26 protein-coding genes and 2 pseudogenes are annotated in these 25,707 nt (G+C 72.9%); 6 read left to right on the top strand and 22 right to left on the bottom strand.

Features of this window, described 5'->3' with window-relative positions; genetic code table 11:
• Positions 1 to 15: 15 nt before the first annotated feature.
• Positions 16 to 273 (bottom strand): DUF6158 family protein, encoded by a 258-nt coding sequence (locus LMU33_RS14385; RefSeq protein WP_228620719.1) that lies wholly within the window; start codon positions 271 to 273, stop codon positions 16 to 18.
• A gap of 94 nt (positions 274 to 367) precedes the next feature.
• Here LMU33_RS14385 and LMU33_RS14380 point away from each other — a divergent pair.
• Positions 368 to 1,483 (top strand): annotated as a pseudogene (locus tag LMU33_RS14380) (baeRF2 domain-containing protein).
• A 50-nt stretch (positions 1,484 to 1,533) separates the two neighbouring features.
• Here LMU33_RS14380 and LMU33_RS14375 read toward each other — a convergent pair.
• Together LMU33_RS14375 and LMU33_RS14370 are read right to left on the bottom strand one after the other, a co-directional pair.
• Positions 1,534 to 3,153, bottom strand: a complete 1,620-nt coding sequence (locus LMU33_RS14375) for an ABC-F family ATP-binding cassette domain-containing protein (protein ID WP_228620717.1) — start codon at positions 3,151 to 3,153, stop codon at positions 1,534 to 1,536.
• Between the two features lie 137 nt (positions 3,154 to 3,290).
• Positions 3,291 to 3,947 (bottom strand): histidine phosphatase family protein, encoded by a 657-nt coding sequence (locus tag LMU33_RS14370; RefSeq protein WP_228620715.1) that lies wholly within the window; start codon positions 3,945 to 3,947, stop codon positions 3,291 to 3,293.
• Between the two features lie 81 nt (positions 3,948 to 4,028).
• Between LMU33_RS14370 and LMU33_RS14365 the strand changes: the two genes are divergently transcribed.
• From LMU33_RS14365 to LMU33_RS14355, 3 genes are all read left to right on the top strand, one after another.
• Positions 4,029 to 5,537 (top strand): bifunctional phosphatase PAP2/diacylglycerol kinase family protein, encoded by a 1,509-nt coding sequence (locus tag LMU33_RS14365; protein WP_228620713.1) that lies wholly within the window; start codon positions 4,029 to 4,031, stop codon positions 5,535 to 5,537.
• A gap of 114 nt (positions 5,538 to 5,651) precedes the next feature.
• Entirely contained in the window at positions 5,652 to 6,473 is an 822-nt protein-coding gene (locus LMU33_RS14360; RefSeq protein ID WP_228620711.1) for a class I SAM-dependent methyltransferase, read from the top strand.
• A gap of 42 nt (positions 6,474 to 6,515) precedes the next feature.
• The gene (locus LMU33_RS14355; protein ID WP_228620709.1) at positions 6,516 to 6,686 is read left to right on the top strand and encodes a hydrophobic protein; all 171 of its coding nucleotides are present in this window, start codon (positions 6,516 to 6,518) and stop codon (positions 6,684 to 6,686) included.
• 168 nt (positions 6,687 to 6,854) lie between these two features.
• Here LMU33_RS14355 and LMU33_RS14350 read toward each other — a convergent pair whose 3' ends face one another.
• From LMU33_RS14350 to LMU33_RS14285, 14 genes are all read right to left on the bottom strand, one after another.
• Positions 6,855 to 7,142 carry a hypothetical protein gene (locus LMU33_RS14350; protein ID WP_228620707.1) on the bottom strand — a complete coding sequence of 96 codons (288 nt, stop codon included), beginning with the start codon at positions 7,140 to 7,142 and terminating at the stop codon, positions 6,855 to 6,857.
• 381 nt (positions 7,143 to 7,523) lie between these two features.
• Entirely contained in the window at positions 7,524 to 7,805 is a 282-nt protein-coding gene (locus LMU33_RS14345) for a gas vesicle protein K (RefSeq protein WP_228620705.1), read from the bottom strand.
• Entirely contained in the window at positions 7,802 to 7,990 is a 189-nt protein-coding gene (locus tag LMU33_RS14340) for a gas vesicle protein (RefSeq protein ID WP_228620704.1), read from the bottom strand. Before LMU33_RS14340 ends, LMU33_RS14345 begins: the two co-directional genes overlap by 4 nt.
• Positions 7,987 to 8,745: a GvpL/GvpF family gas vesicle protein gene (locus LMU33_RS14335; RefSeq protein ID WP_228620703.1), complete on the bottom strand. Its 759-nt coding sequence runs from the start codon at positions 8,743 to 8,745 to the stop codon at positions 7,987 to 7,989. Before LMU33_RS14335 ends, LMU33_RS14340 begins: the two co-directional genes overlap by 4 nt.
• Positions 8,742 to 9,077: a gas vesicle protein gene (locus LMU33_RS14330; RefSeq protein WP_228620702.1), complete on the bottom strand. Its 336-nt coding sequence runs from the start codon at positions 9,075 to 9,077 to the stop codon at positions 8,742 to 8,744. The genes LMU33_RS14335 and LMU33_RS14330 overlap by 4 nt, the downstream gene beginning before the upstream one ends.
• A complete protein-coding gene (locus LMU33_RS14325; protein WP_228620701.1) occupies positions 9,074 to 10,207 on the bottom strand; it encodes an SRPBCC family protein in 1,134 nt (377 codons plus the stop codon). The genes LMU33_RS14330 and LMU33_RS14325 overlap by 4 nt, the downstream gene beginning before the upstream one ends.
• The gene (locus tag LMU33_RS14320; protein ID WP_228620972.1) at positions 10,204 to 10,839 is read right to left on the bottom strand and encodes a DNA primase; all 636 of its coding nucleotides are present in this window, start codon (positions 10,837 to 10,839) and stop codon (positions 10,204 to 10,206) included. Before LMU33_RS14320 ends, LMU33_RS14325 begins: the two co-directional genes overlap by 4 nt.
• Positions 10,839 to 11,099: a gas vesicle protein GvpG gene (locus tag LMU33_RS14315; RefSeq protein WP_228620699.1), complete on the bottom strand. Its 261-nt coding sequence runs from the start codon at positions 11,097 to 11,099 to the stop codon at positions 10,839 to 10,841. Before LMU33_RS14315 ends, LMU33_RS14320 begins: the two co-directional genes overlap by 1 nt.
• A gap of 26 nt (positions 11,100 to 11,125) precedes the next feature.
• Positions 11,126 to 11,896 (bottom strand): GvpL/GvpF family gas vesicle protein, encoded by a 771-nt coding sequence (locus LMU33_RS14310; protein WP_228620697.1) that lies wholly within the window; start codon positions 11,894 to 11,896, stop codon positions 11,126 to 11,128.
• Positions 11,893 to 12,312, bottom strand: a complete 420-nt coding sequence (locus LMU33_RS14305) for a gas vesicle structural protein GvpA (protein ID WP_228620695.1) — start codon at positions 12,310 to 12,312, stop codon at positions 11,893 to 11,895. Before LMU33_RS14305 ends, LMU33_RS14310 begins: the two co-directional genes overlap by 4 nt.
• Before the next feature lie 60 nt (positions 12,313 to 12,372).
• Entirely contained in the window at positions 12,373 to 12,747 is a 375-nt protein-coding gene (locus LMU33_RS14300) for a gas vesicle protein GvpO (protein ID WP_228620693.1), read from the bottom strand.
• A 45-nt stretch (positions 12,748 to 12,792) separates the two neighbouring features.
• Positions 12,793 to 13,728, bottom strand: a complete 936-nt coding sequence (gene ligD / locus LMU33_RS14295) for a non-homologous end-joining DNA ligase (protein ID WP_228620691.1) — start codon at positions 13,726 to 13,728, stop codon at positions 12,793 to 12,795.
• A complete protein-coding gene (locus LMU33_RS14290; protein ID WP_228620689.1) occupies positions 13,725 to 15,572 on the bottom strand; it encodes a transketolase in 1,848 nt (615 codons plus the stop codon). The genes ligD and LMU33_RS14290 overlap by 4 nt, the downstream gene beginning before the upstream one ends.
• Before the next feature lie 50 nt (positions 15,573 to 15,622).
• Entirely contained in the window at positions 15,623 to 17,083 is a 1,461-nt protein-coding gene (locus tag LMU33_RS14285; protein WP_228620687.1) for an NAD(P)/FAD-dependent oxidoreductase, read from the bottom strand.
• 203 nt (positions 17,084 to 17,286) lie between these two features.
• On the opposite strand from LMU33_RS14285, the pseudogene LMU33_RS42210 reads away from it, so the two are divergent.
• Positions 17,287 to 18,280: pseudogene (locus LMU33_RS42210) on the top strand (TIGR03557 family F420-dependent LLM class oxidoreductase).
• 48 nt (positions 18,281 to 18,328) lie between these two features.
• Here the strand turns inward: LMU33_RS42210 and LMU33_RS14275 are convergent.
• Positions 18,329 to 18,757 carry a phage holin family protein gene (locus tag LMU33_RS14275; protein ID WP_228620685.1) on the bottom strand — a complete coding sequence of 143 codons (429 nt, stop codon included), beginning with the start codon at positions 18,755 to 18,757 and terminating at the stop codon, positions 18,329 to 18,331.
• Positions 18,758 to 18,837: 80 nt separating this feature from the next.
• On the opposite strand from LMU33_RS14275, the gene LMU33_RS14270 reads away from it, so the two are divergent.
• Entirely contained in the window at positions 18,838 to 19,185 is a 348-nt protein-coding gene (locus LMU33_RS14270) for a VOC family protein (RefSeq protein ID WP_228620683.1), read from the top strand.
• Between the two features lie 5 nt (positions 19,186 to 19,190).
• Here LMU33_RS14270 and LMU33_RS14265 read toward each other — a convergent pair whose 3' ends face one another.
• The 4 genes from LMU33_RS14265 to LMU33_RS14250 all read right to left on the bottom strand — a co-directional run bounded on the left by LMU33_RS14265 (position 19,191) and on the right by LMU33_RS14250 (position 25,701).
• Positions 19,191 to 21,152, bottom strand: coding sequence for a DUF5107 domain-containing protein (locus LMU33_RS14265; RefSeq protein WP_228620679.1), 1,962 nt, complete (start codon positions 21,150 to 21,152; stop codon positions 19,191 to 19,193).
• Between the two features lie 63 nt (positions 21,153 to 21,215).
• Positions 21,216 to 21,770, bottom strand: coding sequence for a GNAT family N-acetyltransferase (locus LMU33_RS14260; protein ID WP_228620677.1), 555 nt, complete (start codon positions 21,768 to 21,770; stop codon positions 21,216 to 21,218).
• A gap of 1,019 nt (positions 21,771 to 22,789) precedes the next feature.
• Positions 22,790 to 23,713, bottom strand: coding sequence for a S66 peptidase family protein (locus LMU33_RS14255; protein WP_228620675.1), 924 nt, complete (start codon positions 23,711 to 23,713; stop codon positions 22,790 to 22,792).
• A complete protein-coding gene (locus LMU33_RS14250) occupies positions 23,710 to 25,701 on the bottom strand; it encodes a dipeptidyl-peptidase 5 (RefSeq protein WP_228620673.1) in 1,992 nt (663 codons plus the stop codon). The genes LMU33_RS14255 and LMU33_RS14250 overlap by 4 nt, the downstream gene beginning before the upstream one ends.
• Between the last annotated feature and the right edge of the window lie 6 nt (positions 25,702 to 25,707).

The raw sequence follows: 25,707 nt of genomic DNA, 5'->3' as shown, positions 1-25,707 counted from the left end.
GGCCGGTCCGGCCGCTCAGGTGCCGGACGCCTCCGGAGTCACCGCCTCGCCGCACCGCCGGTCCCGGGCTCCCTCGCGGGTGCGGCCCGCGCTGACCAGGCGGCGCGGGTTGCGGCGCAGATACTCGCCCTCCAGTTGCGCCATGCGCTCGTTATGGGTCCGCAGCGCGTCGTTCGAGCCGTACAGGAGGGTGTCGTGGCGCGTGCGGTGGATCGTCTCCAGCTCCTTCATGAGCTGCTGGTCGTCCAATCGGCTGGGCTCGACTCCGGTCATGTGGTGCCCCGCTCGTCGTATCCGTGTCCTTGGGTCCCGGCCCGGGTACCCCGCCCGGCCGGCACTGCCCCTCGAGGAGTTTCCGGGGGAATCCATGGAGCTCGCGTTCTTGAATCCACTGTACGAACATCCGGGGTCCTGGGCCTCTGCATACATCGACACCCCTGTCCACACGGAGGACCAGTAGCAACGTCGTCATCTGAGCGCGGAAGCGGTCACCCGGGAGCTCGCCCGGCAGGGGGCGGACGAGCCCACCTGCCGGGCGGTGCACGACGCCCTGGAGGGTCTGCGGCACGCGCCGGAGCCCTACGGCCGGGCCGTGTTCGCCCGGGACGGCGAGGTGGTCCTGGAGGTGCCGCTGACGCGGGGTCCGCAGGACGGCGAGGCGTACTGGGGCGCGCTGCCCCGGGTGACACCGCTGCTGGACCTCGCCGGTGAGGACCCGCTCTCGCTGGTGGCCTACATCGACCGGACCGGCGCCCGCATCGAACTGCGCAGCGCGCTGCTGCACGAGGAGGCGGGGCAGGTGACGGGCCGGCAGTGGCCGATGCACCGGTCGAAGGCCTCCGACTGGTCCGAGCGGCACTTCCAGCTCAAGGTGGAGGACACCTGGGAGCACAATGCGCGTGAGGTCGCCGAAGCGCTGGCCGCGTGCCAGGAGGAGACCGGCGCCGACCTGCTGATCCTGTGCGGGGACGACCGCGAGCGCAGGTCGGTGCACGAGCAGCTGCCGAAGGCACTGCAGGACCGCGCGGTGGAGACGTCCCGCGGCAAGGACAGCAACCTGCTGCCGCAGGAAGTGGAGGAGATACGCGCCGAGCACGTACGACAGCGGATCCTGGGGGACGTGGACCGGTTCCGGGAGGCGCGGACGCCGGGCGAGGAGCGGCGGGCGGCGGCCGTCGAGGGCTTGCCGCAGCTGATCGAGGCGGCGCGCGAGCACCGGCTGGCCGAGCTGCTGATCCGGCCGGACGCGCCCGACATGCAGCGCGAGGTGTGGATCGGCGAGGACCCCGACCAGCTGGCGGCCCGCCGCACGGAGCTGAAGGACATCGGCGAGCGGCAGGCGTGGCCGGCCCGCGCCGACGACGCGCTGGTGCGTGCGGCAGTGGTGACGGACGCTCCGGTGGTGTCGCTGACCCCGGTGCTGGACGACACGGGTGAGGAGGTCGCTCCGGGCGGCATGGGCGCGCTGCTGCGCTGGAGGTGACCAATCGCCCGTAAGGGGCGCGGCCGTATCCGCCCTTTGTCCGGCTCCCCCTAGCGGACGCGCTCCACGCGGCGTTCGTCCCACACCGGTTCCGGGGTCTCGCGGACGCGGCCGTCGGTGCCGAAGACCAGGTAGCGGTCGAAGGAGCGGGCGAACCAGCGGTCGTGGGTGACCGCGAGCACCGTGCCCTCGAAGGCCTCCAGGCCCTCCTGGAGGGCCTCGGCCGACTCCAGGTCGAGGTTGTCGGTGGGCTCGTCCAGGAGCAGCGCGGTGGCGCCCGCCAGCTCCAGCAGCAGGATCTGGAAGCGGGCCTGCTGGCCGCCGGAGAGCCGGTCGAAGGGCTGCTCGGCCTGCTGGGTCAGCTCGTAGCGGCGCAGCCGGGACATGGCGGCGCCGCGGTCCTGGGAGTGCTCCTTCCACAGGATGTCGAGCAGGGTACGGCCGTGGAGCTCGGGGTGCGCGTGGGTCTGCGCGAAGTGTCCGGGCACGACGCGCGCGCCGAGCTTCCACTCCCCCGTGTGCGCGACGTCCTCGCCGGCGAGGAGGCGCAGGAAGTGCGACTTGCCGGAGCCGTTGGAGCCGAGGACGGCGACCCGTTCGCCGTAGAAGACCTCCAGGTCGAACGGCCGCATGAGACCGGACAGTTCGAGCCCCTTGCAGGTGACGGCCCGGACGCCGGTGCGGCCCCCCTTCAGGCGCATGGTGATGTCCTGCTCGCGCGGCGGCTCCGGCGGCGGGCCTGCCTCCTCGAACTTGCGCAGGCGGGTCTGGGCGGCGGCGTACCGGGAGGCCAGCTCATGGCTGACGGCGGCGGCCTGACGGAGGTTCAGGACCAGCTTCTTCAGCTGGGCGTGCTTCTCGTCCCAGCGGCGGCGCAACTCCTCGAAGCGGGCGAAGCGTTCACGGCGGGCCTCGTGGTAGGTGGCGAACCCGCCGCCGTGCACCCAGGCGTCGGCGCCGGCCGGGCCGGGCTCCACGGAGACGATCTTCTCGGCGGCGCGGGCGAGGAGTTCACGGTCGTGGGAGACGAAAAGGACGGTCTTGCGGGTCTCCCTGAGCTGCTCCTCCAGCCATCGCTTGCCGGGCACGTCGAGGTAGTTGTCCGGCTCGTCCAGCAGCAGCACCTCGTCGGTGCCGCGCAGCAGCGCCTCCAGCACGAGGCGTTTCTGCTCGCCGCCGGAGAGGGTGCTCACCTGGCGCCACTGGGCGCGCTCGTAGGGCATGCCGAGGGCCGCGGTGGTGCACATGTCCCACAGGGTCTCGGCCTCGTAGCCGCGAGCCTCGGCCCAGTCGGCGAGGGCCTGCGCGTAGGCCAGCTGGGCGGCTTCGTCGTCGACCGTCATGATGCCGTGCTCGGCCTCGTCGACCGCCTTGGCCGCCTCGCGGATGCGGGGCGGGGCGACGGACACGAGCAGGTCCCGTACGGTCGTGTCGTCCCGCACGGAGCCCACGAACTGGCGCATCACGCCGAGGCCGCCGCTGACGGTGACGGTGCCGGCGTGCGGCTTGAGCTCGCCGGAGATCAGCCGGAGCAGGGTCGTCTTGCCGGCGCCGTTCGGGCCGACCAGGGCGACGGCGGCGCCTTCCCCGACGCGGAAGGACACGTCCCCGAGCAGGGTCCTCCCGTCGGGGAGGTGGTACTCGAGGTGCGCGGCTTCCAGATGTCCCATGGGGAGGCATTCTCCGGGCGGCCCGGGACGACGGCAAACGCTTATCGGGCGCGGACACCGGGCACCGGCCGGACGAGGACCCAGAACGCCGGGCCGGACGAGCACGGTGCGCCGGCCGGACGGGCATGTCCGAACGGCTACCTGGCCGTGTCCACCGGCTCCCCCGTCGGCCCCGCCTCCCCCGCGGGTGCCACCGTGGTGCCCTCCCAGGAGAGGGCCTTCCACCCGTCGGTCGGGGAGCCCTCCAGGGCGACCACGCCGGTGTTGCCCAGGGGGCGGGCGGCGGCGAAGGGGACGTCGACGTTGTGGGCGCGGGCGGAGGTCCACAGGCGGATCGCGGCGCCGTGGCTGACCATCGCGACCGTGCCGGCGCCGCTCGCGGCGGCCTCGGCGATCACGGCGTCGTACCGGGCCAGGGCCTCCTCGCCGCTCTCCCCGCCGGGGATGCGCGGCGCGGTGTCCCCGGCCGCCCAGGCGAAGATCGTGCGCATGTACTCCCGGCCCCCGGCGGACTCGCCGGGCAGCATCTCCAGGTCGCCGGCGGACACCTCGCGGATGCCGTCGCGGACGATCACCTCCAGGCCCCGGGCGGCGGCCAGCGGGGCGGCGGTGAGCCGGGTGCGCAGCAGCGTGGAGGCGTAGACGGCCTCGATGTCCTCGCCGGCGAGCGCCTCGGGCAGTGCGGCGGCCTGCGCCTCGCCCAGCGGGGTCAGCGCCGGTCCCGGCACGTCGGTGTCCAGCAGATGGTGCAGGTTGGACGGGGTCTCGCCGTGGCGGACGAGCAGGAGGCGCATCCGGGGGAATCTCCTCACGCGCCGGCGGGTGCCCGGCGCAGACAGGCACAAGAAACGGGCACTTCAGGGTAACCGGACCCCATGAGCCCGGACCTGGACCTGACTGACCTGGACCTGACCACCCGCTCGGCCGGCCGGAACACGCTGTGCCGGCTGCTGGAGCTGGACGGCCGGCTGTTCGAGGCGGCCGCCGCCTGGCACTGGCCCGGCGCCGAGCGGGTGCTGCCCCGCCTCAGCCGCGGCGCCAACCACGGCGTGCTGTGGTTCGCGACGGCCGCCGCGATGGCCGCGAGCCGCACCCCACGGGCCCGCCGGGCGGCCGCCCGGGGCCTGGCCTCCCTCAGCGTGGCCTCGCTGACCATCAACACGATCGGCAAGCGTTCGGTGCGCCGGGCCCGGCCGGGGCTGGACCCGGTGCCGCTGGTGCGGCAGCTCAAGCGGCAGCCGATCACCACGTCGTTCCCGTCCGGGCACTCCGCGTCGGCCGCCGCGTTCGCGACCGGGGTCGCGCTGGAGTCCCCGGCGTGGGGCGCGGCGCTGGCGCCGGTGGCGTTCTCGGTGGCGGCCTCCCGGGTCTACACGGGCGTGCACTTCCCGAGCGACGTGCTGGCCGGGGCGGCCCTCGGCGCGGGCGCGGCCTTCCTGGTACGGCGGCTGGTGCCGACCCGCGCCCAGGTGCGGCGGCGGTCCCGGCCGCACGCCGAGGCGCCGGCGCTGCCCGAGGGCGACGGTCTGGTGGTGGTCGCCAACCGGGCCTCGGGAACGGCCGACCGGGTCCGTGCGCTGCACGCCGCGCTGCCGCAGGCGGAGATCGTCGAGTGTGCGCCGGAGGAGGTCGGCGACGAACTGGCGAAGGCGGCTGCCCGTGCCCGGGTGCTCGGCGTGTGCGGCGGCGACGGCACGGTGAACGCGGCCGCGAGGATCGCGCTCGGGCACGGGCTGCCGCTCGCGGTGCTGCCGGGCGGCACCCTCAACCACTTCGCCCTCGACCTGGGCGTGGAGGACGAGCGCGATCTGGCCCGTGCGGTCCGGCGCGGGGAGGCGGTGCGGGTGGACGCGGTGCGCTATGTCACCGGCGAGAGCGAGGGCCTGTTCCTGAACACGCTGAGTCTGGGCGTCTATCCGGAGCTGGTGCGCGTGCGGGACCGCTGGTCGCACCGGATCGGCGGGTGGCCCGCCGGACTGCTCGGCGCCCTGCGGGTGCTGCGCGCGGACCGGCATCCGCTGGAGGTGGAACTGCGCGGTGAACGGCGGCCGTTGTGGCTGCTGTTCGTCGGCAACGGCGTCTACCACCGGATGGGGCTCGCGCCCGGCCGCCGTACCGATCTCGCGGACGGGCTGCTGGACGTGCGGGTGGTGCACGGTGGCCGCCGGCCCGCGCTGCGGCTGCTGGCGGCCGCAGCCGCGGGTCCGCTGACCCGCTCCCCCGCCCACGCGGCGGTCCAGGTGAACCGGCTCCGGCTGACCGGCATCACGCCGGGCACCCCGATGGCGTACGACGGTGAGGTGACGGCCGTGTCGGGCGAGGTGACGTTGGAGAAGCTGCCGGAGGCCCTGACGGTCTACCGGCCGCTGTCCGCTGCTTCTTGACGGACAGCCAGGATCCACTCAGGTCCAACATATGAAACGCCGGTCTCATCATTCGGCATGCGCGCGTACGGTGGTGCGTACCAGCGGAGACGAGGGTGAAGAAGGGGAACAGCCATGCCGAAAGCGCAGGAGACCGCCGTCTACACGCACGGGCACCACGAGTCGGTACTGCGGTCGCACACCTGGCGGACCGCCGAGAACTCCGCGGCCTATCTGCTCGGCTCCCTGAAGCCCCACATGAAGATCCTGGACATCGGCTGCGGGCCCGGCACCATCACCGCCGACCTGGCGGAACGGGTCCCGGACGGCCACGTCACCGGCGTCGACCACGCGCCCGGCATCCTGGAGCAGGCGCGGGCCACCGCCGCCGGGCGCGGCCTGACCAACGTGGACTTCGCGGTCGCCGACGTGCACGCCCTGGACTACCCGGACGACACCTTCTGCGTCGTCCACGCCCACCAGGTGCTGCAGCACGTCGGCGACCCGGTGCAGGCGCTGCGGGAGATGCACCGGGTGACGAAGCCGGGCGGGTTCATCGCCGTACGCGACGGGGACTACGGGGCGATGACGTGGTACCCGGCGGCGCCGGGACTGGAGGACTGGCTGGACCTGTACGAGCGGGTGGCCCGAGCCAACGGCGGCGAGCCCGACGCCGGGCGCCGGCTGAAGGCGTGGGCGCTGGCCGCCGGACTGACCGACATCACCGCCACCTCCAGCACCTGGACCTTCACCACGCCGGAGGAGCGGGCCTGGTGGAGCGGGCTGTGGGCGGACCGCACGCTGGCCTCCTCCTACGCGGAACGGGCCACGCAGGGCGGTCACGCGACGGAGGGACAACTGCGGGCCGTCGCCGAGGCGTGGCGGGAATGGGGCCGACGGGAGGACGGCTGGTTCGCGGTCCTGCACGGCGAGATTCTGTGCCGTAAAGAAGCTTGATCCACGACTTTCGGGAAACCCGAATTGCAGGAGGTTCACATTATGGTCCCCATCCTGCTGGTACTGCTTCTGGCGCTGCTTCTCTTCGGTGCCGGATTCGCGGTGAAGATTCTCTGGTGGATTGCGCTGATAGTGCTGGTCATCTGGCTGTTGGGCTTCCTGGTCCGCAGCACGAGCGCCGGGGGCGGCAGGAGCCGCTGGTACCGGTGGTGACGTGAGGTGACAGGCCGGCCAGGGTCCACTCCAGGACCTTGGCCGGCCGACTACCGCGCGCTGAACGGATCGACTGCGAGCGATTCCTGGACACTCAGCAGTCGGCATTCTCCGGTCACGCTGTGTACGAAATCTGTTCAATGAAAAGTACCCGATTCTGATCGTTCACTACGGGCCCATGTCCAGAATTACTTCCTCGGCATCCGGGCCGGGCAACGTGCCCACCGGCACCAGCACCCGTGACCGCCGGAACTCGCCCAACGCGGCAAGAAACCGGCGCCGACGCGCCTGCGCGGCCTTCTCCTCAGGGACCGCCTCGACGCGAGGCGGGAGGGGCCCCCGGTCGGCAGTGGCGTCGATATCCGCCGACGCGGTGGCCACCGAGGCGGCGGCGACACCGCTCTCCCGCTCCTCGGCGCCGCTGCGCCACACCGTTTGATCGGCTATGTCCGTCAAGCGCGATCGTGGCGGCGTCGGCACAAAGCCCCTTGCGGCCACCTCGCTGGGTCGTCATGCCGCTCGGCCGGCCTCACGGCCTCAGTGTCGCGGCGAGCCCCCGACATTTCCTTTGACCGTCCTTGACGGGCGGATAGGTGCAACGGGTGATCACATCTTGCGAAAGCCCAAGCCCCAAGAACGGGTTCTCCAGGTGCGGTTCGGCCGAGGCGGCGACGGCGCCGCGTGAACTGGGCGCAGTGGCCTGCAGATCGTGGGTGAGGGAGCCCGGCTCGACGGTCGCCACCGACCGCGCCGACGTCTCGGTGGCGGTCAGGACGCCACCGCAGACCGCGGTGCCGGAGAGACGGCCGATCAGAGCGTGGCGACGGCCGCGTCGGGCTAGTCCCGGGGCAGCAGCGGTCCGAGCGGCCCGAGGTCCAGATTCAGGTCCTCGGGCCGCAGGCCGTAGCGTTCGCGCAGCTCGGCCATGCGGTCCTCCAGGAGCATCAGGGTGAGCCCGATGCGCTCCTCCTGCTCCTCGGTCAGCTCGCCGGTGTCGAAGCGCCGCACGGCCTGTCGTTCCATCAGCTGCCGGAGCAGTTCCACCACGGTGAGCACCAGTTTCACCAGGTCGCGCTCGACCGTGTCGGGTTCCAGGTCCAGGCGGTTGCGCGGGCTCACAGGATCTCCTCGAATGGCGAGGGCACGGACGCGTTCACCGAGCTGATCAGTGCGTTGAGATCGATGCGGACCAGGTCGACGTCCGCGATCCGCAGGGTGAGGTCACCCGTGATCACCACTCCGCCGGCCAGCAGCCGGTCGAGCAGGTCGACGAGGGCTATCTCGCGTCGTTCGACCACGGTCACGGCGTCGCCTCCCCGACGAACGAATAGGCCGCCCAGGGTCCGGTGAGTTCCACCCGGATTCCGGGTGCCTCGTCCTTCGTACGGTCCACCAGTTCCACGAATTCCTCGGAATGCGCGCGGGGCACCAGATAGGCCGCGTTGAGCACGTTCCGGCCGGGCTCGGCGGAAAGCGCGGAATTCTGCGGGGCGTGCAGCCGGGAATCCTCGGCGTACCGCGAAAGGCCCTCGTGCAGCGAGCGGGCGAAGGCCTCGGCCCGCTGCCACCGCTCCTCGGTCGCGTGGGTGCTCTGGCGCCGCCTGCGCAGATAGTCCCGGCCGCTCGCGGGCTGCCCGGCGGGGGCAGGCTCGGCGGCGGGCTCGGGCTCCAGGTACACCTTGACCCCCCACTCCACCCGGCCCTCCAGCCGGTCGAGGATGCGCAGGAAGTCGTCCTCGCGGGCCTCGATCATGGTGCGCACCCCGCTGTCGTCCTGGAAGACGGTCGCGAGCCGGAGCGGCAGCGGAGTGGTGACCGTGGTGAGGGCGTCGATCACGCCCTGGTGCGCGCGGGCGGTCACGGACAGCCAGTCCAGGTCCTCCAGGTGCGCCTTCAGGGCCTCCTCGCAGAAGTCGGCCGCCGGGACCTGGCTGACGACCGCGACCAGCCCGTGGTGACGCAGCAACGCCGGCGGGGCGCCCCCGACGCCGGTGAGCTGGGACTGCAGGGGCGTCCCGAAGGGGCGGCACACGGCGTAGACGTAACGCAGTCCGGTCATGGTGCCTCCTTCGGCGCGCGGCCCGGCTCCAGCTCCTCCAGGCGGGCCACCCGTTCTCTGAGCGCGGCGTTCTCCCGGGTCAGCTCGTCGCGGCGGGCCCGGGAGGAGAGCGCGGGGTCGCTCTCCCACCAGTCGATGCCCATCTCCTTGGCTTTGTCCACCGAGGCGACGATGAGCCGCAGCTTGACGGTCAGCAGTTCGATGTCGAGCAGATTGATCCGGATGTCACCCGCGATCACCACACCCTTGTCGAGCACGCGCTCCAGGATGTCGGCGAGGTTGGCTCCACTGCCCTGGCCGTACGGCTCGGGGAGCCGGCTGGGCGTCGTCATCGACGGCCCCCGCGCTCGGCGTACTCGGGCTCCTCTTCCTCGTATTCCTCACCGTCCTCGGCTTCGTCCTCGTACGGCCCTTCTTCCTCCTCCTCGGGCTCCTCCTCGTCCTCCTCGTCCTCTTCATCCTCTTCGTTCTCTTCGTTCTCTTCGTCCTCCTGCCGGTCCTCGTACTCCTCCGGCTCTTCCTCGTCCTCGGACGGCTCCTCGCCCTCGTCCTCGGCGCGGGCCTCCTCGGACTCCTCCTCCGCCACCGCGTCCTCGTGGCTGCGGACGACCTCGCCGTCGCTGATCTCGCCGCGCCAGCCGTCTTCCGCCTCTCCCTTCAGGGTGATGAACCGGGCGAAGTTCTTCAGATCCAGCCTCACCCTGCGGCCCTGGGCGCGCCACAGATTGCCGGTCTTCTCGAACAGGCCGGTCGGGTAGTACTCGATGACCAGCAGGATCCGGGTGAGGTTCTCGCCCAGGGCGTGGAAGGTCACGACCCCCTTCGTGGTGCCCTTGGCGCCCTCCGAGGTCCACTGGATGCGCTGGTCGGGGCACTGCTCGGTGGTGTGCGCCTTCCAGCTGCGGCTGGACCAAAAGATCTTCGCCTGCCAGTCGCTGTGGGTGTCGTCGGCGCGGCTCGCGCTCTTGACGCCCTTGGCGAAGGTGGAGAAGTCCTGGTACTGGGTCCACTGGTCGTAGGCGGTGCGCAGCGGCACGCCGACGTCCACCGACTCCATGATGACCGTGGGCTTGTTGCCGCCCCCGCCCTTCTTCCTGCCCTTGCCGCCCCCGAGGTTCTTGACCGCCTCCGTGACGTTGTCCTTGACCCTCGAGGCCCCCAGCTCCAGGGCGGAGCGCAACGGCCCCTTGCCCTCGGCGACCTTGCGGCCTGCGTCGAGCGCCAGCTTGGCGAAGCCGGGGCTGTTGCCCTCGGCGATGTCGTTGAGCTTGACGGTTGTCTCGCCGAGCTTGCGCCCGAGGCCGCTGAGCAGCCGTTCGGCCTGGGCGGCCAGGTATTCCTGTGCCTCGTCCTTCAGCCGGTCGGCGGCCTCGCTGTGGGCGAGGTCGGCGAGCGGGTTGTCCTGCGCGGCCTTCGTGGCCCGGCCGGCCGTGGACGCCGCGGATCCCAGGGTCTCGGTCATCGGTCATCACCGCCCTTCGGCGAGCCGGCGCCACGGCTGCCGGCCGTCTTCTTCCCGGCTGTGCCGGTCTTCCTGGCCGCGGCCTTCTTCGCGGGGGCCGTCTTCTCCGCCGCGGCCTGCCGGCCCGCGGAGGCCTTCTTCGCCGACGGCTTCTTGCCCGCCTTCCTGCCGGACGGCTGCCGCCGGCGGCCCTCGCGGTCGTCGTCCTCGCGCGCCGTGCGTCCGTCGTCTCCGCGCGCCTCGCGGTCGTCGTCCCCGCGCGCCTCGCGGTCGTCGTACTCCTCCTGCTCCTCGTCGGAGCCCACGGCGGGCAGCGCCCCGGACAGCCCGTCGCGGACCTGGGCGGTCCGGTCGTGCAGCCGGTCGGCGAGTGCGCTCATCTGCCGCTCGACCATCGCCCCGGACGCCGCCTTGCCGACGCCCCGAAGATCCTCGCGCAGCTGATCGCCGATCTCCTTGAACTGCGGGTTGTCACGCAGTTGCTGCCGCGCGACGGCGGCGAGTGCTCCAGGGCCGAGGTTCAGCTTCTTGCCCGCGACCAGGGAGCCGACCGCGACGGCCATTTTCAGCTTCTTCGTGCGTCCCAGGAGATATCCGGCCCCTATGGCGAGGCCCAGTGCCGTTCGGTTCATCATCCCGTCCCCTCGCCTGTTGCGTGGCCGGAGCGCATACCGGTCTCCAGCCGGTCGAGCAGTTCGTCCTCGCGCCGGTCGAACTCCTCCTCGGTGATCTCGCCCGCCTCCAGCCGCTCTTCGAGGCGGGCGAGTTCGGCCCGCACGGTGGCGGGGTCGTAGTAGATCCGTTCCGCCTCGCGGAGCACCTGGCCGACCACCCACCCGGCGCCACGCACCGGTGCGAACGGCAGCAGCAGCACCTCACCGATCAGCCCCATCGCCTCCTCCTTTCGGGCCCGTCGTCTCACCGCGCCCCGGCATCCGTGCCGGCCGTGTCGGCCGCCGGCTCGGCGGGGCCGGGCTCGACGAAGCTGTACGGCGGCAGCGGGCCGTTGACGCGCAGTTCGAGGTGGGGATGACCGGCGCGGACCTGCTCGACGGCTTTGATGAAGCCCTCGGCCCCGTCCCGCGGAACCAGGAACGAGACGTTGAGCAGCCAGCCCGTGGACTGCGGGCCGGCGCTGACCGCGGCGGCGGCCGGCTCGAGAGCAGCCTGCACCGAGGCGGCGTCCTCTGCCTCCTTGGCCTTGACGGCGGCCGCGACCATCTCGCCGAGGCGCAGCCTGTCGTCGTAAGTGCCGCCGCCCGCACGTCGGGTGGTCTCGGCGAACGAGCGCAGCTCCGCGTCCTCGGCCATCACACGCTGCAGGACGGCGTCCTCCACGTGGTTCGCCTTGACGTTGTACTCGACCTTGCCGTCCAGGGCCTTCAGCCGCTCCCGGTAGTGGTCGGCGCGCTCGTCGAGCACCTGGGTGACGGTCTCGTCGTCGGGGGCCAGGTTCCCGAACCGCATCGGCAGCACACAGCCGGCCGCGCCGGCCTCGGCGAGGACGTTCTGGTGTGCGAGCAGGTCGCGGCGCTTGGGCCGCAGCCCCTCGGGGGCGTCACTGACCAGGGCGGCCAGCTCACCGGCCGTGACGACCCGTACCGGGCGGGGCGGCTCGCCCACGCCCGTCATGCCCTCGGGCAGGGAGGGGTGCGACCGGGCGGTGATCCCGTAGACGTACGTACTCACTCCCTCTCCTCCTTCCTGCGGGCCGTGTCCTTACGTGCGCGGGGCCGGGCCTCGGCACCCTCCTCGCGGGCCTGCTTGAAGGCGTCGGAGATGGTCTCCGCAGCACCGGACAGGGCCCCCTTGGACTTGCCGCGGGCGCCGGACTCCGTGACCTCGCCGACGAGGTCGGGAAGCCCGGGGCTCTTGTGCGGGCCGGCCTCCAGGTCGAGACGGTTGCACGCCTCGGCGAAGCGCAGATATGTGTCGACGCTGGCCACGACGACCCGGACGTCGATCTTCAGGATCTCGATACCTACCAGGGAGACCCGCACGAACGCGTCGATCACGAGCCCCCTGTCCAGGACCAGTTCCAGTACGTCGTAGAGGCCGCTGCTGCCGCCTCCACCTGCGGTCTGCTGTGCCGGGACAACGGTCATGCCGGCTGCTCCTCCTCATGAGTGTTCGGTGTCACGGTGGCTCCGTGGGCGGGGGGCGGCCTAGCGGCCGCCGGGTCGGCGCGCGTCGGACCGTCCGCGTTCATATCGGTGAACGCGCCGGTAGCCGGTGAGCCGCGCCTCCTGGTCGAGATCGATCTGGTAGCTCGCCATCAGGCTCATGGTGTCCGGGACCCGTGCGAGTTCGAGAACCTCCACTTCGAGCACCCATCCGTCCTCGGTCTGCTCGAAGGAGGTCACCGACTCGGGCACGAGCCCGGTGAGTTCGGCGAGCTGGGCACGCGCCTGGCGCAGCACCTCGATGGGCGCCGGCCGAGACTCCTCCGCCTTGCTGCGCTTGTCGTCGCTGTGTGACTCCTGTGAGTTATGTGCTTTCTGTGAATTTTGTGACTGGGATGTGTTATTTGTGTTCGACATGGCCACCTCCCCCTGCGGGTGGCCCGGTCATCCCTGGTCAAACATTCAGGAGCGATGGTCCGCGAGACGCCGCCGGGCCGGGCCCAGGGCGCGGCCTCGGCTGGGCAGGCCGGCCCAGGGGTCGGTGCCGGCCTGGTCGACGGCGTCGGCGATGGTCCAGCGGCGGGCGTTGAGCCCGGGGTCGTCCAGCTGCTCCCAGGCGAGGGGCACGGCGACGGGGGCGCCGGGGCGGGCGCGCACGGTGTAGGGGGCGACGGCGGTCTGCGCGTAGGCGTTGCGCTGCACGTCGAGGTAGAGGCGGTCGCCGCGGTCCTGTTTCCGGGCCGCTGTGGTGAGCCGGTCCGGATGCCGGGAGGCCAGCAACTCGGCCACGTCACGGGCGAATTCGCGGACCTCGTCGAAGTCGCTGCGGCCGTCGAGACGGACGACGAGATGGAGACCGCGGGACCCGGTGGTCATGGGGGCGGCGGGCAGCCCCAGTTCGTCCAGCAGCTCCCGCAGCAGGCCGGCCGCCTCGCGCACGGGGGCGAAGCCGTCGCCGGGAGGGTCGAGGTCGAAGACGAGCCGGTCGGGGTGGTCCGGGCCCGCGGCGCGGTCCGTGCGGGAGAGCCAGCGGTGCAGGGTGAGGCAGGCCTGGTCGGCGAGGTAGAGGAGGGTGGCGGTGTCGTCGCAGACGGCATGGGTGACCGTGCCGCCCTCCTTGGGGAGCTCGGCGCGGGTGATCCAGTCCGGATAGTGCTCCGGGATGTTCTTCTGCATGAAGCGCTGCCCGTCGACACCGTCCGGATACCGCTCCAGCATCAGCGGACGGCCCCGCAGGTGCGGCAGCATGTACGGCGCGACGGACCGGTAGTAGTCGGCGAGATCGCCCTTGGTGTACTCCTCGGCGCCGGCGCCACCCGGGAAGAGCACCTTCCCGGGCCGCTTGACCTCCACCGTGCGGTGGCCCGCCCGTATGGAACGGGCGTCCGCGTCGTTCATCGCACGACCGCCTCCTCCACCAGCAGCCTGGCCGCCGCCGCGATGCCCACGGCGTCGATGCCGGCCGCGTTCAGCTGCTCGTCGGGCGCGGCCGAGCCCGGCATGGTGCGCACCGCGAGCCGGACCAGCCGGGGCACGGGCCGGCCGTCGCCGAATGCCTCCGCGACGGCGTCGCCGAGGCCGCCCTCGGCGTGGTGGTCCTCCACGGTGAGCAGACAGCCGGTCTCCTCGGCGGCCCGGTGCAGCGTCTCGGCGTCGACGGGCTTGACGGAGTACAGGTCGATGACGCGTACCCGGATGCCGTCCGCGGCGAGCCGGTCGGCCGCGGCGAGCGCCTCGGGCACGGTGACCCCGGCGGCGACGACCGTCAGCCGGTCCTCCTCGCTGGAGACGAGCGTCTTGCTGCCGCCCACCGGGAACTCCTCGTCGGGGCCGTAGATGACCGGTGTCTTGCCGCGCGAGGTGCGCAGATAGCGGATCCCGTCGAGGCCGGCCATGGCCGCGACCAGCCGGGCGGTCTGGTTGGCGTCGCACGGATACAGCACGGTCGAGCCGTACGCGGCGCGGAACATCGCCAGGTCCTCCAGGCCCATCTGGGAGGGCCCGTCCTGCCCGATCGCGACACCGGCGTGCGAGCCGACCAGGTTGATGCCGGAGCCGCTGATGGACGCCATCCGCACGAAGTCGTGGGCGCGGGTGAGGAACGCCGCGAACGTCGAGGCGTACGGCAGCCAGCCCCGCACCGCCATGCCGACGGCCGCGGCGACCAGCTGCTGCTCGGCGATGTAGCACTCGAAGAACCGGTCGGGGTGGGCCTTGGCGAACTCCTCGGTGCGGGTGGAGTCGCCGACCTCGCCGTCCAGGGCGACGACGTCCCCGCGCGCGCTGCCGAGCGCGGCGAGGGCCGCGCCGAAGGCGTCCCGGGTCGCGACCTCGTCGCCCTCGTCGTAGCGCGGCAGCTGCAGCACCTCAGTCGTCAGGTCGCGCAGCGCGGCGGCGGCCGGCGGCTCGCCGACCCGGACGTGCAGCGAGCGCGGTCCGCCGAGCTCGGCGACGGCCTCCTCGGCGTCCGCCAGCGGCTTTCCGTGATGGCCCTCCAGGTCCTCGACGGCGGCGACGCCCTTGCCCTTGAGGGTGCGGGCGAGGATCGCCACGGGCTGCCCGGCCGTGGACAGCGCCTCGCCGTAGGCCCGGTCGATCTTGTCGACGTCGTGGCCGTCGATCTCGACGGTGTGCCAGCCGAAGGCCTGGAATCGGCGGGCGTAGGCGTCCAGGTGGTGGCCGTGCCGGGTGGGGCCGCGCTGGCCGAGCCGGTTGACGTCCACGATCAGGATCAGGTTGTCCAGGTGCTTGTGCCCGGCGTGTTCGGCGGCCTCCCACACCGAGCCCTCCGCGAGCTCGCTGTCGCCGCACAGCACCCACACCCGGTAGCCAGTGCGCTCCAGCCGCTTGCCGGCGAGGGCGATGCCCACCCCGACCGGCAGGCCCTGGCCGAGCGATCCGGTGGCCGTCTCCACCCAGGGCAGCCGCCGGGGCGTCGGGTGTCCTTCGAGCCGGCTGCCGAGCTTGCGGAAGGTGAGCAGCTCGCCGTCCTCGATGGCACCGGCCGCCTTGTACGCGGCGTACAGCAGGGGCGAGGCGTGTCCCTTGGACAGCACGAAGCGGTCGTTGGCGGGGTGCTCGGGGCGTTCGAAGTCGTAGCGCAGATGGTTGGCGAGGAGTACGGCCATCAGATCCGCGGCGGACATCGAGGACGTGGGGTGCCCGGATCCCGCGGCGGCGGACGCCCGCACGCTGTCCACGCGCAACTGCTGTCCCAGCTCGGCGAGTTCGGCGGTGTTCATGGGTCTCCTTGCGGTGGGTCGAGGGGGTATGGCCGGGGGCCGCTCGGCGGTCACTCGGCAGCGGGGTCCGGCGGGTCGGTGCGCTTGACCGGGCCGGGGGCGGGGTGGTCCCCGCGCCCGGCGGCCGACGGTTCGCCGTCACGTTCCGCTTCCCGGGTCCGCACCGCTTCTTCCGCCTGCCCCGGGCCACCCGCCCGCTCCGGCCCGCCCGGTACGCGTGCCAGCTCCGGAGAGGCCGTGTCCAGGGGAACCGACCAGGACCGCACGAGGCCCAACTGGACACCCTGGCGCGGCAGTACGGCGTCCAGCAGCCAGTCGGCGGCCACCCGGACGCGGTTGCCGGGCAGCGCGGCCAGGTGGTAGCCGCGGGTGACCGCACCGGCCGCCGGGCCGGACAGCGGGACGCCGAACGGGTTCGCGGCGGCCTGGATCCCGCCGAGGTCGACGGCGAAGCCCAGGTCGCGATGGCGGTAGGCCCGCCGGCGCCGGCCGACACCGAGCGAGGCGGCCACGTTCTCCCCGGCCACCCGGCCCTGGCGCCACGCGTGCTGGGCCGTCATCGGCGTGAAGGACCCCGGCTTCTCCAGGTCCGGTACGGCGGCCGCGTCCCCGCAGCAGAACACCTCCGGTCGGCTCGGCACCTGCAGATGGGGGTCGACGATCAGCCGGCCCCGCTCCAGCGGCTGCCCGACCGCCTCCACGAGCGGATCGGGCCGTACCCCGACACACCACACCAGCGTCCGGGACGCGACGAACTCGCCGTCGGTGAGCAGCACCCCGTCGTGGGTGGCCTCCTTCACCGACGTACCCATCCGGACCTCGACGCCTCGCGCCCGCAGCACCCGGTCGGCCGTCCGGGACAGCCGCTCGGCCAGCTCCGGCAGCACGCGCGGCGCCACGTCCAGCAGGATCCAGCGCGGCCGGAACCCGGCGCACAGCGGATGCCGGCGGGCCAGCCGGTCGGTGAGCAGCTGCATCTGCGCGGCCACCTCGGTGCCGGTGTAACCGGCACCGACCACGACGAACGTACAGCGGGCCGCGCAGGCCTTCGGATCGTCCTCCGTGGCGGCCAGCTCCACCTGCCGGGTCACGTGGTCGCGCAGGTACAGCGCCTCGGGCAGCCCGCGGAAGCCGTGCGCGTGCTCGGCGACCCCCGGGATGGGCAGCAGCTTGTTGACGCTGCCGACACACAGCACCAGCCGGTCGTAGGTGAGGGTGCCGATGCCGCCCTCGGGGTCGGAGTAGTGGACCGTACGGCCGTCGAGGTCGACATGGTCGGCCTCGCCGAGCACCATGCGCACGCCGTGCAGGGTGCCCGGCAGCGACACGGTGACCCTGCGGGCCTCCAGGATGCCGGCGGCGACCTGGGGCAGCAGCGGCAGGTACAGGAAGTAGTCGGTCGGGTTCAGCAAAGTGATGTCGGCCCGGTTCCGGGTCAGCCGGGCCAATGTGCGGGCAGCCCGGTACCCGGCGAAACCGGCGCCGACGATCACGACGTGAGGTCGGCTCACGGTGCGCCTCCGGCGGTGTGGCTCGTCCGAGGCTTTCCGCGTAACCGAGGCGGGGGCACCCAAACGCCGCGCGGGTCACCCGTACGCCGGTCGGAGCACCCGAACGCCGCGCCGCGCCCGCGGCGTTTGGCCCGGCGGGCACCGGTTACCCGGCGCGCGCCCGGATCACACCGCACCAGCGTCGCCCGCGCGGAGGTTTCCCCATGCCCGAGTACGGCTATTTCCTGGCGAGCGAGGAGCACACCCCCGCCGAACTCGTCGAGCAGGCCCGGATGGCCGAGCAGGCCGGCTTCCGGGCGCTGTGGATCTCCGAGCACTTCCACCCGTGGAACGACGCGCAGGGGCAGAGCGCGTTCGTGTGGTCGGTGATCGGGGCCCTGTCCGAGGCGGTGTCGCTGCCCATCGAGACGGCGGTGACCTGCCCGACCGTGCGGATGCACCCGGTGGTGACAGCACAGGCCGCGGCGACGAGCGCGGTGATGACCGAAGGCCGCTTCCGGCTGGGCGTCGGCACCGGCGAGGCGCTGAACGAGCACATCCTCGGCGACCGCTGGCCGCCGCTGCACGTCCGCCTGGAGATGCTGGAGGAGGCCATCCAGGTGATGCGCCGGCTGTTCACCGGCGAGGAGGTCAGCCACCACGGCACGCACTACACCGTGGAGAACGCCCGCCTCTACACCGTCCCCGACGAACCCGTCCCGATCGACATCTCCGGCTTCGGGCCGAAGGCGACGTCGCTCGCCGCCCGGGTGGGCGACGGGTACATCACGATGATGCCGGAGGAGGAGATGGTCACCCGGTTCCTCCCCCACTCTCGGCTTCGCTCGAGCGGGGGCACCCCCATCGCGCGGGGGCGGGACGAAGCCGGTGAGCGGCGGTACGAAGGTCTGCTACGGCGCCGATCGAGAGGAGTGCGTCCGTACCGTGCGCCGGCTCTGGTACAACGAGCTGCTGCCCGGGGAGATGGGGCAGGTGCTGCCGTCGCCGCGGCACTTCGAGCAGCTGCGGGAGCTGGTCACCGAGGACATGGTGCGCGAGAAGGTCGTGTGCGGGGACGACGTCGAGCAGCACGTGTCCACGCTGACGGCGTTCGCCGACACCGGGTTCGACCGGGTGTACGTGAACCAGATCGGGGACGATCAGAAGGGGTTCTTCGACTTCTACCGGACGAAGGTGCTGCCGCGGCTCGGCGGGTGAAGCCGGTGGTGGTTCGCCGTGCTCGGGCCCTGTGGTCTCAGGGTGGTCTCAGGCCCTGTGGTCGCCGGTGCCCGGGGGCTCCTTCGGCATCGGAGGGTAGGGCAGGCCCAGGCCGCTCGGCGGGCCCGCCGGCGGGGTGCCGCCGACGACGCGCGCCGGAGGCGAGGGGTGGCCGTGCCTCGGGTGGGCGGCGCCGCGCAGGGCGTAGGCCACCGCGCCCATGACGGCCGCGGTGATCAGGGCGGCGCCCCAGCCGGGCAGGCCGGTCGCGAGGGCCAGGCCGACGGCGAGGGCCAGCGCGGCACCCGCGTACAGCGCGGCGGCGCCGGACGCGGCGTAGAGCAGGGCGGTGCGACGCTGCTTGCGGCTCTGTACGCGCAGTTCGTCGCGTACCGTCTCGCGTGCCACCTGTGCCAGCTCTTCGACCAGATGCTTGTCGAGATGTTCCAGGTGTTCCAGGTGTTCCGAACGGTCCATACCCTGCGGGTACCCGGCGGACACAGCGGGTAACGCGGGTGCCCTGCACGGCCCGGGACGCCGCAACTAGGCTCGGGCGCATGGAGATTCTGGGCGCCTCGCTGCGCATCTGCGTCGACGACCTCGAGACCGCGATCCCCTTCTACGAGCGTCTGTCGGGCGGCAGAGCGCTGCGTTTTGGGCGCGGTGGGGTCCAGGTCGCCGCGATCGGCTCCTTCCTGCTGATGAGCGGCCCGGAGGAGGAACTGGAGATCCTGCGCAAGGTGGCGGCGACCATCGCCGTCGAGGACGTGGACGAGGCGCACCGGCTGCTCACCGACCTCGGCGCCCGGATCATCGCGGGGCCGGTGCCGACGCCGGTGGGCCGGAACCTGATCGCGATGCACCCGGACGGGTCGGTGTTCGAGTACGTCGACCAGCGGGGCTGAGCCGGTCAGACCGCGTCGGGCCGCATCCGGAAGTCGTGGCGGGCGGGCAGGGGCTCGTCGGTGAGCCGGGCCCACAACCGGCCGAGCACCTCCTCGCCCTCCCGCAGGTCGGGAACCTCGAACCCCGTGCCGAAGACCGCCCGGGCCTCCTCGGGCCGGCCCTCGGCGAGCAGCAGTTCGGCCTCCAGCAGGCGGAACCGGCCGCGTCGGCGCACGGCGGGCAGCAACCGCTCCCAGACCGCCCGGGCGTCCGCCGTCCGCCGCACCCGGAGCAGTGCCTGCAGGGTTTCCCGGCCGAGCGCGGCCACGGCGGCGGTCCATGTCTCCTTGTCGTCGCGGCGCTCACGGCACAGGTCGTCGAAGGCGTCCGCGTACCGGTCGGCGGCCCGTTCGTGGTGGCCGGACTCCTGGTCGGCGACGGCCAGGCAGCGCAGCAACGGCCAGAGGGACGGGGCGAGTCCGAGGGCGCGTTCCCAGCTGCGGACGGCCTGGGCGCGGTCGCCGGCGTGCCACTGGGCGACGCCGAGGTGGTACTCGGTGTGCGGGGTGGCGGGCGCGGTCTCCAGCATGTCCCGCCAGTGCGGGGCGACGAGGGTCTCGCCGGGCGGCCGTACCCGGCGCGGCTCGGGCAGGGAGCCGGTGCGCAGCAGTTCCCGCCAGGGGGCCTGTGCCTCGCCGAGGGTGGACTCGGGGAACGGGGTGCCGGGCAGTTTCCAGTCGCCGCGCAGCACTTCGAGGGCTCCCCAGCCGGATCCGGCGGCCAGGATCTCGCCGGGTTCGGTGTCGGCGCACGGCTGCCATGCCGCATGCGCCTGCTCCACCCGGGCGCGCGGCAGGGCGGACTCCAGCCGTTCCTCCGCGCTCCGGACGGCCCGGGTCCACTCCCCCTCGGGGGATGCGTCGAGCGGGCCGTACGCCTCCAGCCAGGACATCTCGCTCTCGGCCTCCAGCCGGACGTGCTCCAGCTGGGTGCGGGCGAGGCCGGCCTGGATCTCGCAGTAGCCGCCGGTGCCGGGTTCGGTCAGCCACTCCTGCCAGCGCCGGCCGCCGGGGAGGTGGCCCCACACGAAGAGCTTGCGGCCGCGCAGGGTGTCGGTGGAGGTCTGCACCAGCCCGTGGCCGTCGGCGTCCAGCGCGGCGATCCAGCGGCGGCGGCCGTCCGGCACCTCGTAGAAGTAGTCGGCGGCGTAGGGGCTGTTGAGGGGGTGGGTGCGGTCGATGCCGTCGTACGACGGGACGGGCACGCGGCGCAGGCGGCGCTCGTAGCCGAAATGCCAGGCCTCCTCGGCGGGGGCCAGGACCCGGCACTCCTCCGGCACCGCGATGTTGGACCACCAGTACGTCGGCACCGGCCGCTCGTGCGGGTTGCGGAGGCGGACACCGACGTAGAGGAAGTCGGAGCCGTCGGGCAGCCACAGGTCGACCTGGAAGGGCAGGTCGCGTAGCCGCTCCCACTCCCACAGGCGCAGCATCTCGCCGCCGTCCGGGGCGGGGACGCGGGCGGCGTGCAAAGGTGCGCAGGAGAGGGTGGTGTGGCCGGTGGCGCCGATGTTCCATTCGATGCCGCCGGAGTACCAGGCGCCGTTCAGGGCGAAGTTGGCGGGCTGGAACACCGGGTTGCGGTAGAGGAGTTCACGTCCGGTGGGCAAGTGGATCAGGGAGGCGATGCGGCCGCCGAGGCCGGGCAGGACGGTGGCGCGCAGCCGGTCGTTCTCGATCACCAGGGCGTCCAGGGGGCGGGGCTCGCGGGTTCTGTCGTAGCCGTCGCGGACGCGGACCGGGAGCAGGCTGCGCAGCGGCTCGTAGCCGAGCTGGCGGGCCATGTCCCTGGGCATGCCGTCCCGGTCGCGGCCGTCGATGCGGTGGACCTCGTCGAGCGGGCGCAGCGGGGGCAGGGGGTTGTCGGGCCCCAACTGCGCGGCGGGCAGCGTCAGTACCTCACGTCGGATCCTCGTCACGATCACCATGGAACCCGGCGTGGGTCGAGTCGGCCAGGGGATGTGCCGGTCAGGATTGCGCAAAGGGTCTGTTCAGACGGTGGGGTCGCGCATCTCGGCAGTGAGTGCCCAGCGTTCGTGGTCGCGCCAGGCGCCGTCGATGTAGAGCATGGCCGGGGAGAACCCCTCCAGCCGGAAGCCGGCGCCGCGCGCCATCGCGATGGAGGCGGTGTTGTCGGGCTGCACGTTGATCTCCAGGCGGTGCAGCCCGAGCGGGCCGAAGGCGTACCCGATGACCAGGTCGAGGCCCTCGCGCATCAGGCCGCGCCCGGCGGCGTGCGCGAAGGCCCCGTAGCCGAGGGCGCCGCACTGGAAGCCGCCGCGCACGATGTTGTTGATGTTGATGAACCCGGCGATCTCCCCGCTGTCCTTCTCGCACACCAGGAAGCCGGCCTTGGTCGGGTCCTCGATCAGCGGGCGTGCGTAGGCGGCGTAGGCCCTGTCGTTGTCCGGCGGGAACAGCCAGGGCCGGTGCAGGTCCTTGCTCTCGCGGGTCCGCGAGGTGAACTCGGGTCCGTCCTCGAGGGTGAAGTGACGGATGCCCACGCGGGGGCCCTCGGCGAGGTACTGGCGTGCGGTGTGCGGCATCGTGCCAGCGTACGGCGTCCCCGCCCACACGGTCTCCGCAAATCCACCCACCCCGTCACCCAGGAACCCGCCCGGCCCGTCACCGGCAACCCGCCCCGGCACCGACTCCTGGAACCCGCCTGGGCCAACACCTCGAATCCGCCCGGCCCGGCACCTCGAATCCGCCCGGACCGACACCCGGCATCCGCCCGGACCGACACCTGGCATCCGCCCGGCTCGACACCTGACATCCGCCGGCTCGATACCCCGAATCCAGCCAGCCCGGAACCTGATATCCGCCGGGACCTACACCAGCCAATCCGTCCGGACCGGTACCTCGAACTCACCCAGCCCGGCACCCGGCAGCCGGCACCCGCCCGGACCGACACCAGCCGATCCGCCTGGGCCGACACCTCGAACCCGCCTAACCGGCACGGGAACCCGCCCAGCCCGGCACCCGGCACCCGCCCGGACCGACACCAGCCGATCCGCCTGGACCGTCACCTCGAACCCGCTAACCGGCACGGGAACCCGCCCAGCCCGGCACCCGGCACCCGCCCGGACCGACACCAGCCAACCCACCAAACCGGCCCCCGGCATCCACCCCGACCGACACCAGCCGATCCACCCGAGCCGACACCTCGAACCCGCCAGCCCGGCACCTGACAGCCGCCCGGGCCGACACCCCGAATCCGCCCGGACCGACACCGGGCATCCACCCACACCGACACCAGCCGATCCGCCCGGACGGTACCTCGAACTCACCCAGCCCGGCACGCGGCACCCGACTGGCCCGGCACCTCGAACTCGCCCAGATCGACACCAGCCAATCCGCCAGACCGGCCCCCGGCATCCACCCCGACCGACACCGGCCAACCCACCCGAGCCTGCACCTCGAACCCGCCCGAACCGGGACGGGAACCCGTCCAGCACGGCTCCAGCCAATCCACCAGACCGGCACCCGGTATCCCCCAGACCGGCACCAGCCCGTCCGTCCGAGCCGACGCGTCGGCGCTTCTGGCGGGATTCGGTGCGGGCCGTCAGCGCAGCGCCGGTTCGGCCAGTGTCAAGGTGCCCGCGGCCGCGTCGAGTTCGGCTCGCACGCCGAACGGGACGGTCACCGCGTCGTCGCAGTGCCCGAATCCCAGTTCCTCCACCACCGGCACCCCGAGTCCGCCGAGCCGGTCGGCGAGGACCGGGCGCAGTTCCTCGTAGCGGCCGCAGTCGCGCCAGGAGCCGAGACCGATCCCGGCGACCCCGTCGAGCCAGCCGGAGCGCAGCAACTGGGTCAGCAACCGGTCGACGCGGTACGGCGCTTCGGCCACGTCCTCCAGGAGCAGCAGCCCGCCCCGGGCGGCGGGCCGGGCGTACGGGGTGCCGAGGTCGGTGGCCAGCAGGCTCAGACAGCCACCGAGCGTGATCCCGCGGGCCCGGCCGGGCGCCAGTCCGGCGCCGGCCGAGGTAAGGGTCCGCACGCTCTCCGGATCGAACAGGGTGGAGTGCAGGTGCTCCTGTGCGCGGGCGCTCTTGATGAAGTCGATCCCGGCGGCGGCCGGTCCGTACAGGCTGACCAGGCCCAGCCGGGTGGCGAACGCCTGGTGCAGCACGGTGACGTCGCTGAAGCCCACGAACACCTTGGGCCCGGCCGCCCGCATCGCGTCCCAGTCCAGCAGGTCGACCATGCGCTGGGCGCCGTACCCGCCGCGGGCGCACAGCACCGCGGCGACGGACGGGTCGCACCAGGCGTTCTGGAGGTCGGCCGCGCGGTCGGCGTCCCGGCCGGCCAGGTAGCCGAACTCACCGTGCCGGTCCAGCACATGGGGTGCCACGACCGGATCCAGGTCCCAGCCGCGCAGCACGTCGAGCCCCGCCTGGAGGCGTTCCTCGGGCACCGGCCCGCTGGGCGCGACGACGGCCACCCGGGCGCCCGGGACCAGCCGCTCCGGGCGCGTCAGTTCCTTCACGTGTGCAGCTCCAGTCTCGGGACATCGGTCACGTCCAGTTTGAACACCTGGGCGTACAGGGACAGTTCGGCCTCCAGGGCGCGCACCATGGTCTCCGCCCGCCGGAACCCGTGCCCCTCCCCCTCGAAGGTGAGGTAGGCGTGCGGCACGTCCCGGCCGGCGATCCGGGCGAGGAGGCGTTCGCACTGGGCGGGCGGGCAGATCACGTCGTCCAGGCCCTGGAGCAGCAGGAACGGCGCGGTGAGCCGGTCGGCGTGGGTGCTCGGCGAGCGCTCGGCGTACCGGGCGGGCACCTCGGCGAGCGGGCCGATCAGCGACTCCAGGTAGCGGGACTCGAAGTCGTGGGTCTCCCCCGGCCCCCAGGTGACCAGGTCCAGGACCGGGTAGATGATGGTGCCGCAGGCGTAGACGTCGGTCGTGGTCAGGGAGGCGGCGGCGGTCCAGCCGCCCGCGCTGCCGCCCCGGATCGCGAGCCGGGCGGGATCGGCGGTGCCCTCGTCGGCGAGGGCACGGGCGACGGCCGCGCAGTCCTCGACGTCGACCACGCCCCACTGCTCGCGCAGCCGCTCGCGGTAGGCCCGGCCGTACCCGGTGGAGCCGCCGTAGTTCACCTCCGCGACGCCGATGCCGCGCGAGGTGAAGTAGGCGATCTCCAGGTCCAGCACGAGCGGCACCCGGCTGGTGGGGCCGCCGTGCGCCCAGATGACGTAGGGCGGCAACTCCCCGTCGGGAGCGGTGCGTTCGGGGTGGTGCGGCGGGTAGACGTGGGCGTGCACCTCACGGCCGTCCGGGCCGGTGAAGACGCGTATCTGCGGCTCCGGGTAGTACGCGGGGTCGACGGCGTCCCGGTGCCGGGCGCCGATCGCGCGGGCCCGGCCGGTGGCGGTGTTCAGCTCCACCACCTCGGGCCCGGTGCGCGGGCTGGCGCCGACGCCCACCACGCGCCCGCCGTGGACCGCCAGGGTGGCGCCGAACTCGGTCCACGGCCCGGCGGCGTCGACGATCTCCCCGGACTCCGGGTCCAGTATCCCGAGCACGGTCGGCCCCCGGCCGTGTACGACCGCCACCAGGCCGTTGTCCAGCGGCGCGAACCAGCGCAGGCCCGGCTTCCACAACGGGCCGGCGAACTCCTCCTCGCGCGGGGCGAGCGAAACGGGATGGGGGTCCCCCCGCCCGGAGGGTGAGGGAAGGAGGCCGTCCCGGTACAGGTTCCACCAGCCGCTGCGGTCGCTCGCGTACAGGAGACGGTTGTCCGCCGACCATTCGGCCTGCGCGATCGCCTCCTGGGGTCCGCCGGCCACCGTGCGGACGGTGTGCAGTGTGCCGTCGTCGCCGATGTCGGCGACGAGCAGTTCCGTCCCGTCCCACGGCATGCGCGGATGGTCCCAGGCGAGCCAGGCCGCACGGCGGCCGTCCGGCGAGACGCGGGGCCCGGTGACGAACCGGTGCCGGCCGTCGGTGAGTTCGCGTACGGCGGACCGGTCCCCGGCGGCGGAGCCGTCCAGCGGTACGGCCGCCAGCACCCGCCGCACGTCCGAGGGGCCGTCCCCGGTGAACTCCTCCAGCACGCACCACACCTCGCCGCGCGCGAGGTCCATGTGCGGGTCCGCCCAGCGCAGCCCCCCGCCCACCGGGGACACCGGGGTCAGCGGGCGCGGCTCGCCACCGGGCTCGTACCGGTACAGCCGCTGGTCGGCGAAGTCGGTGAACACCACGAGCGGTCCGCCGTCGCGCGGCACCCCGGTCCAGGGCCTGCCGCCGTACTCCACCACCCGGTTGCGCACGTTCCACGGCGCGGGCAGCACGACCTCCTCGGCGCCCTGTGCCGTCCGCCGCACCAGTGCCCGGCGGCCACCCTCGGCCGGCCGGGGCTCGGTCCACCACACCTCGTCCCCGACGAAGCCCACCCATTCCGGCTGCCCGTCGTGCGCGGCGGCCAGCGCCGCGTCGATGGGTGACGGCCACGATCCGTACGGCGAGGTCAGCACCTCGTT

The sequence above is a fragment of the Streptomyces barringtoniae genome (assembly GCF_020819595.1).
Lineage (GTDB): Bacteria > Actinomycetota > Actinomycetes > Streptomycetales > Streptomycetaceae > Streptomyces > Streptomyces barringtoniae.
This window is presented reverse-complemented; position numbering and strand designations above follow the sequence as displayed.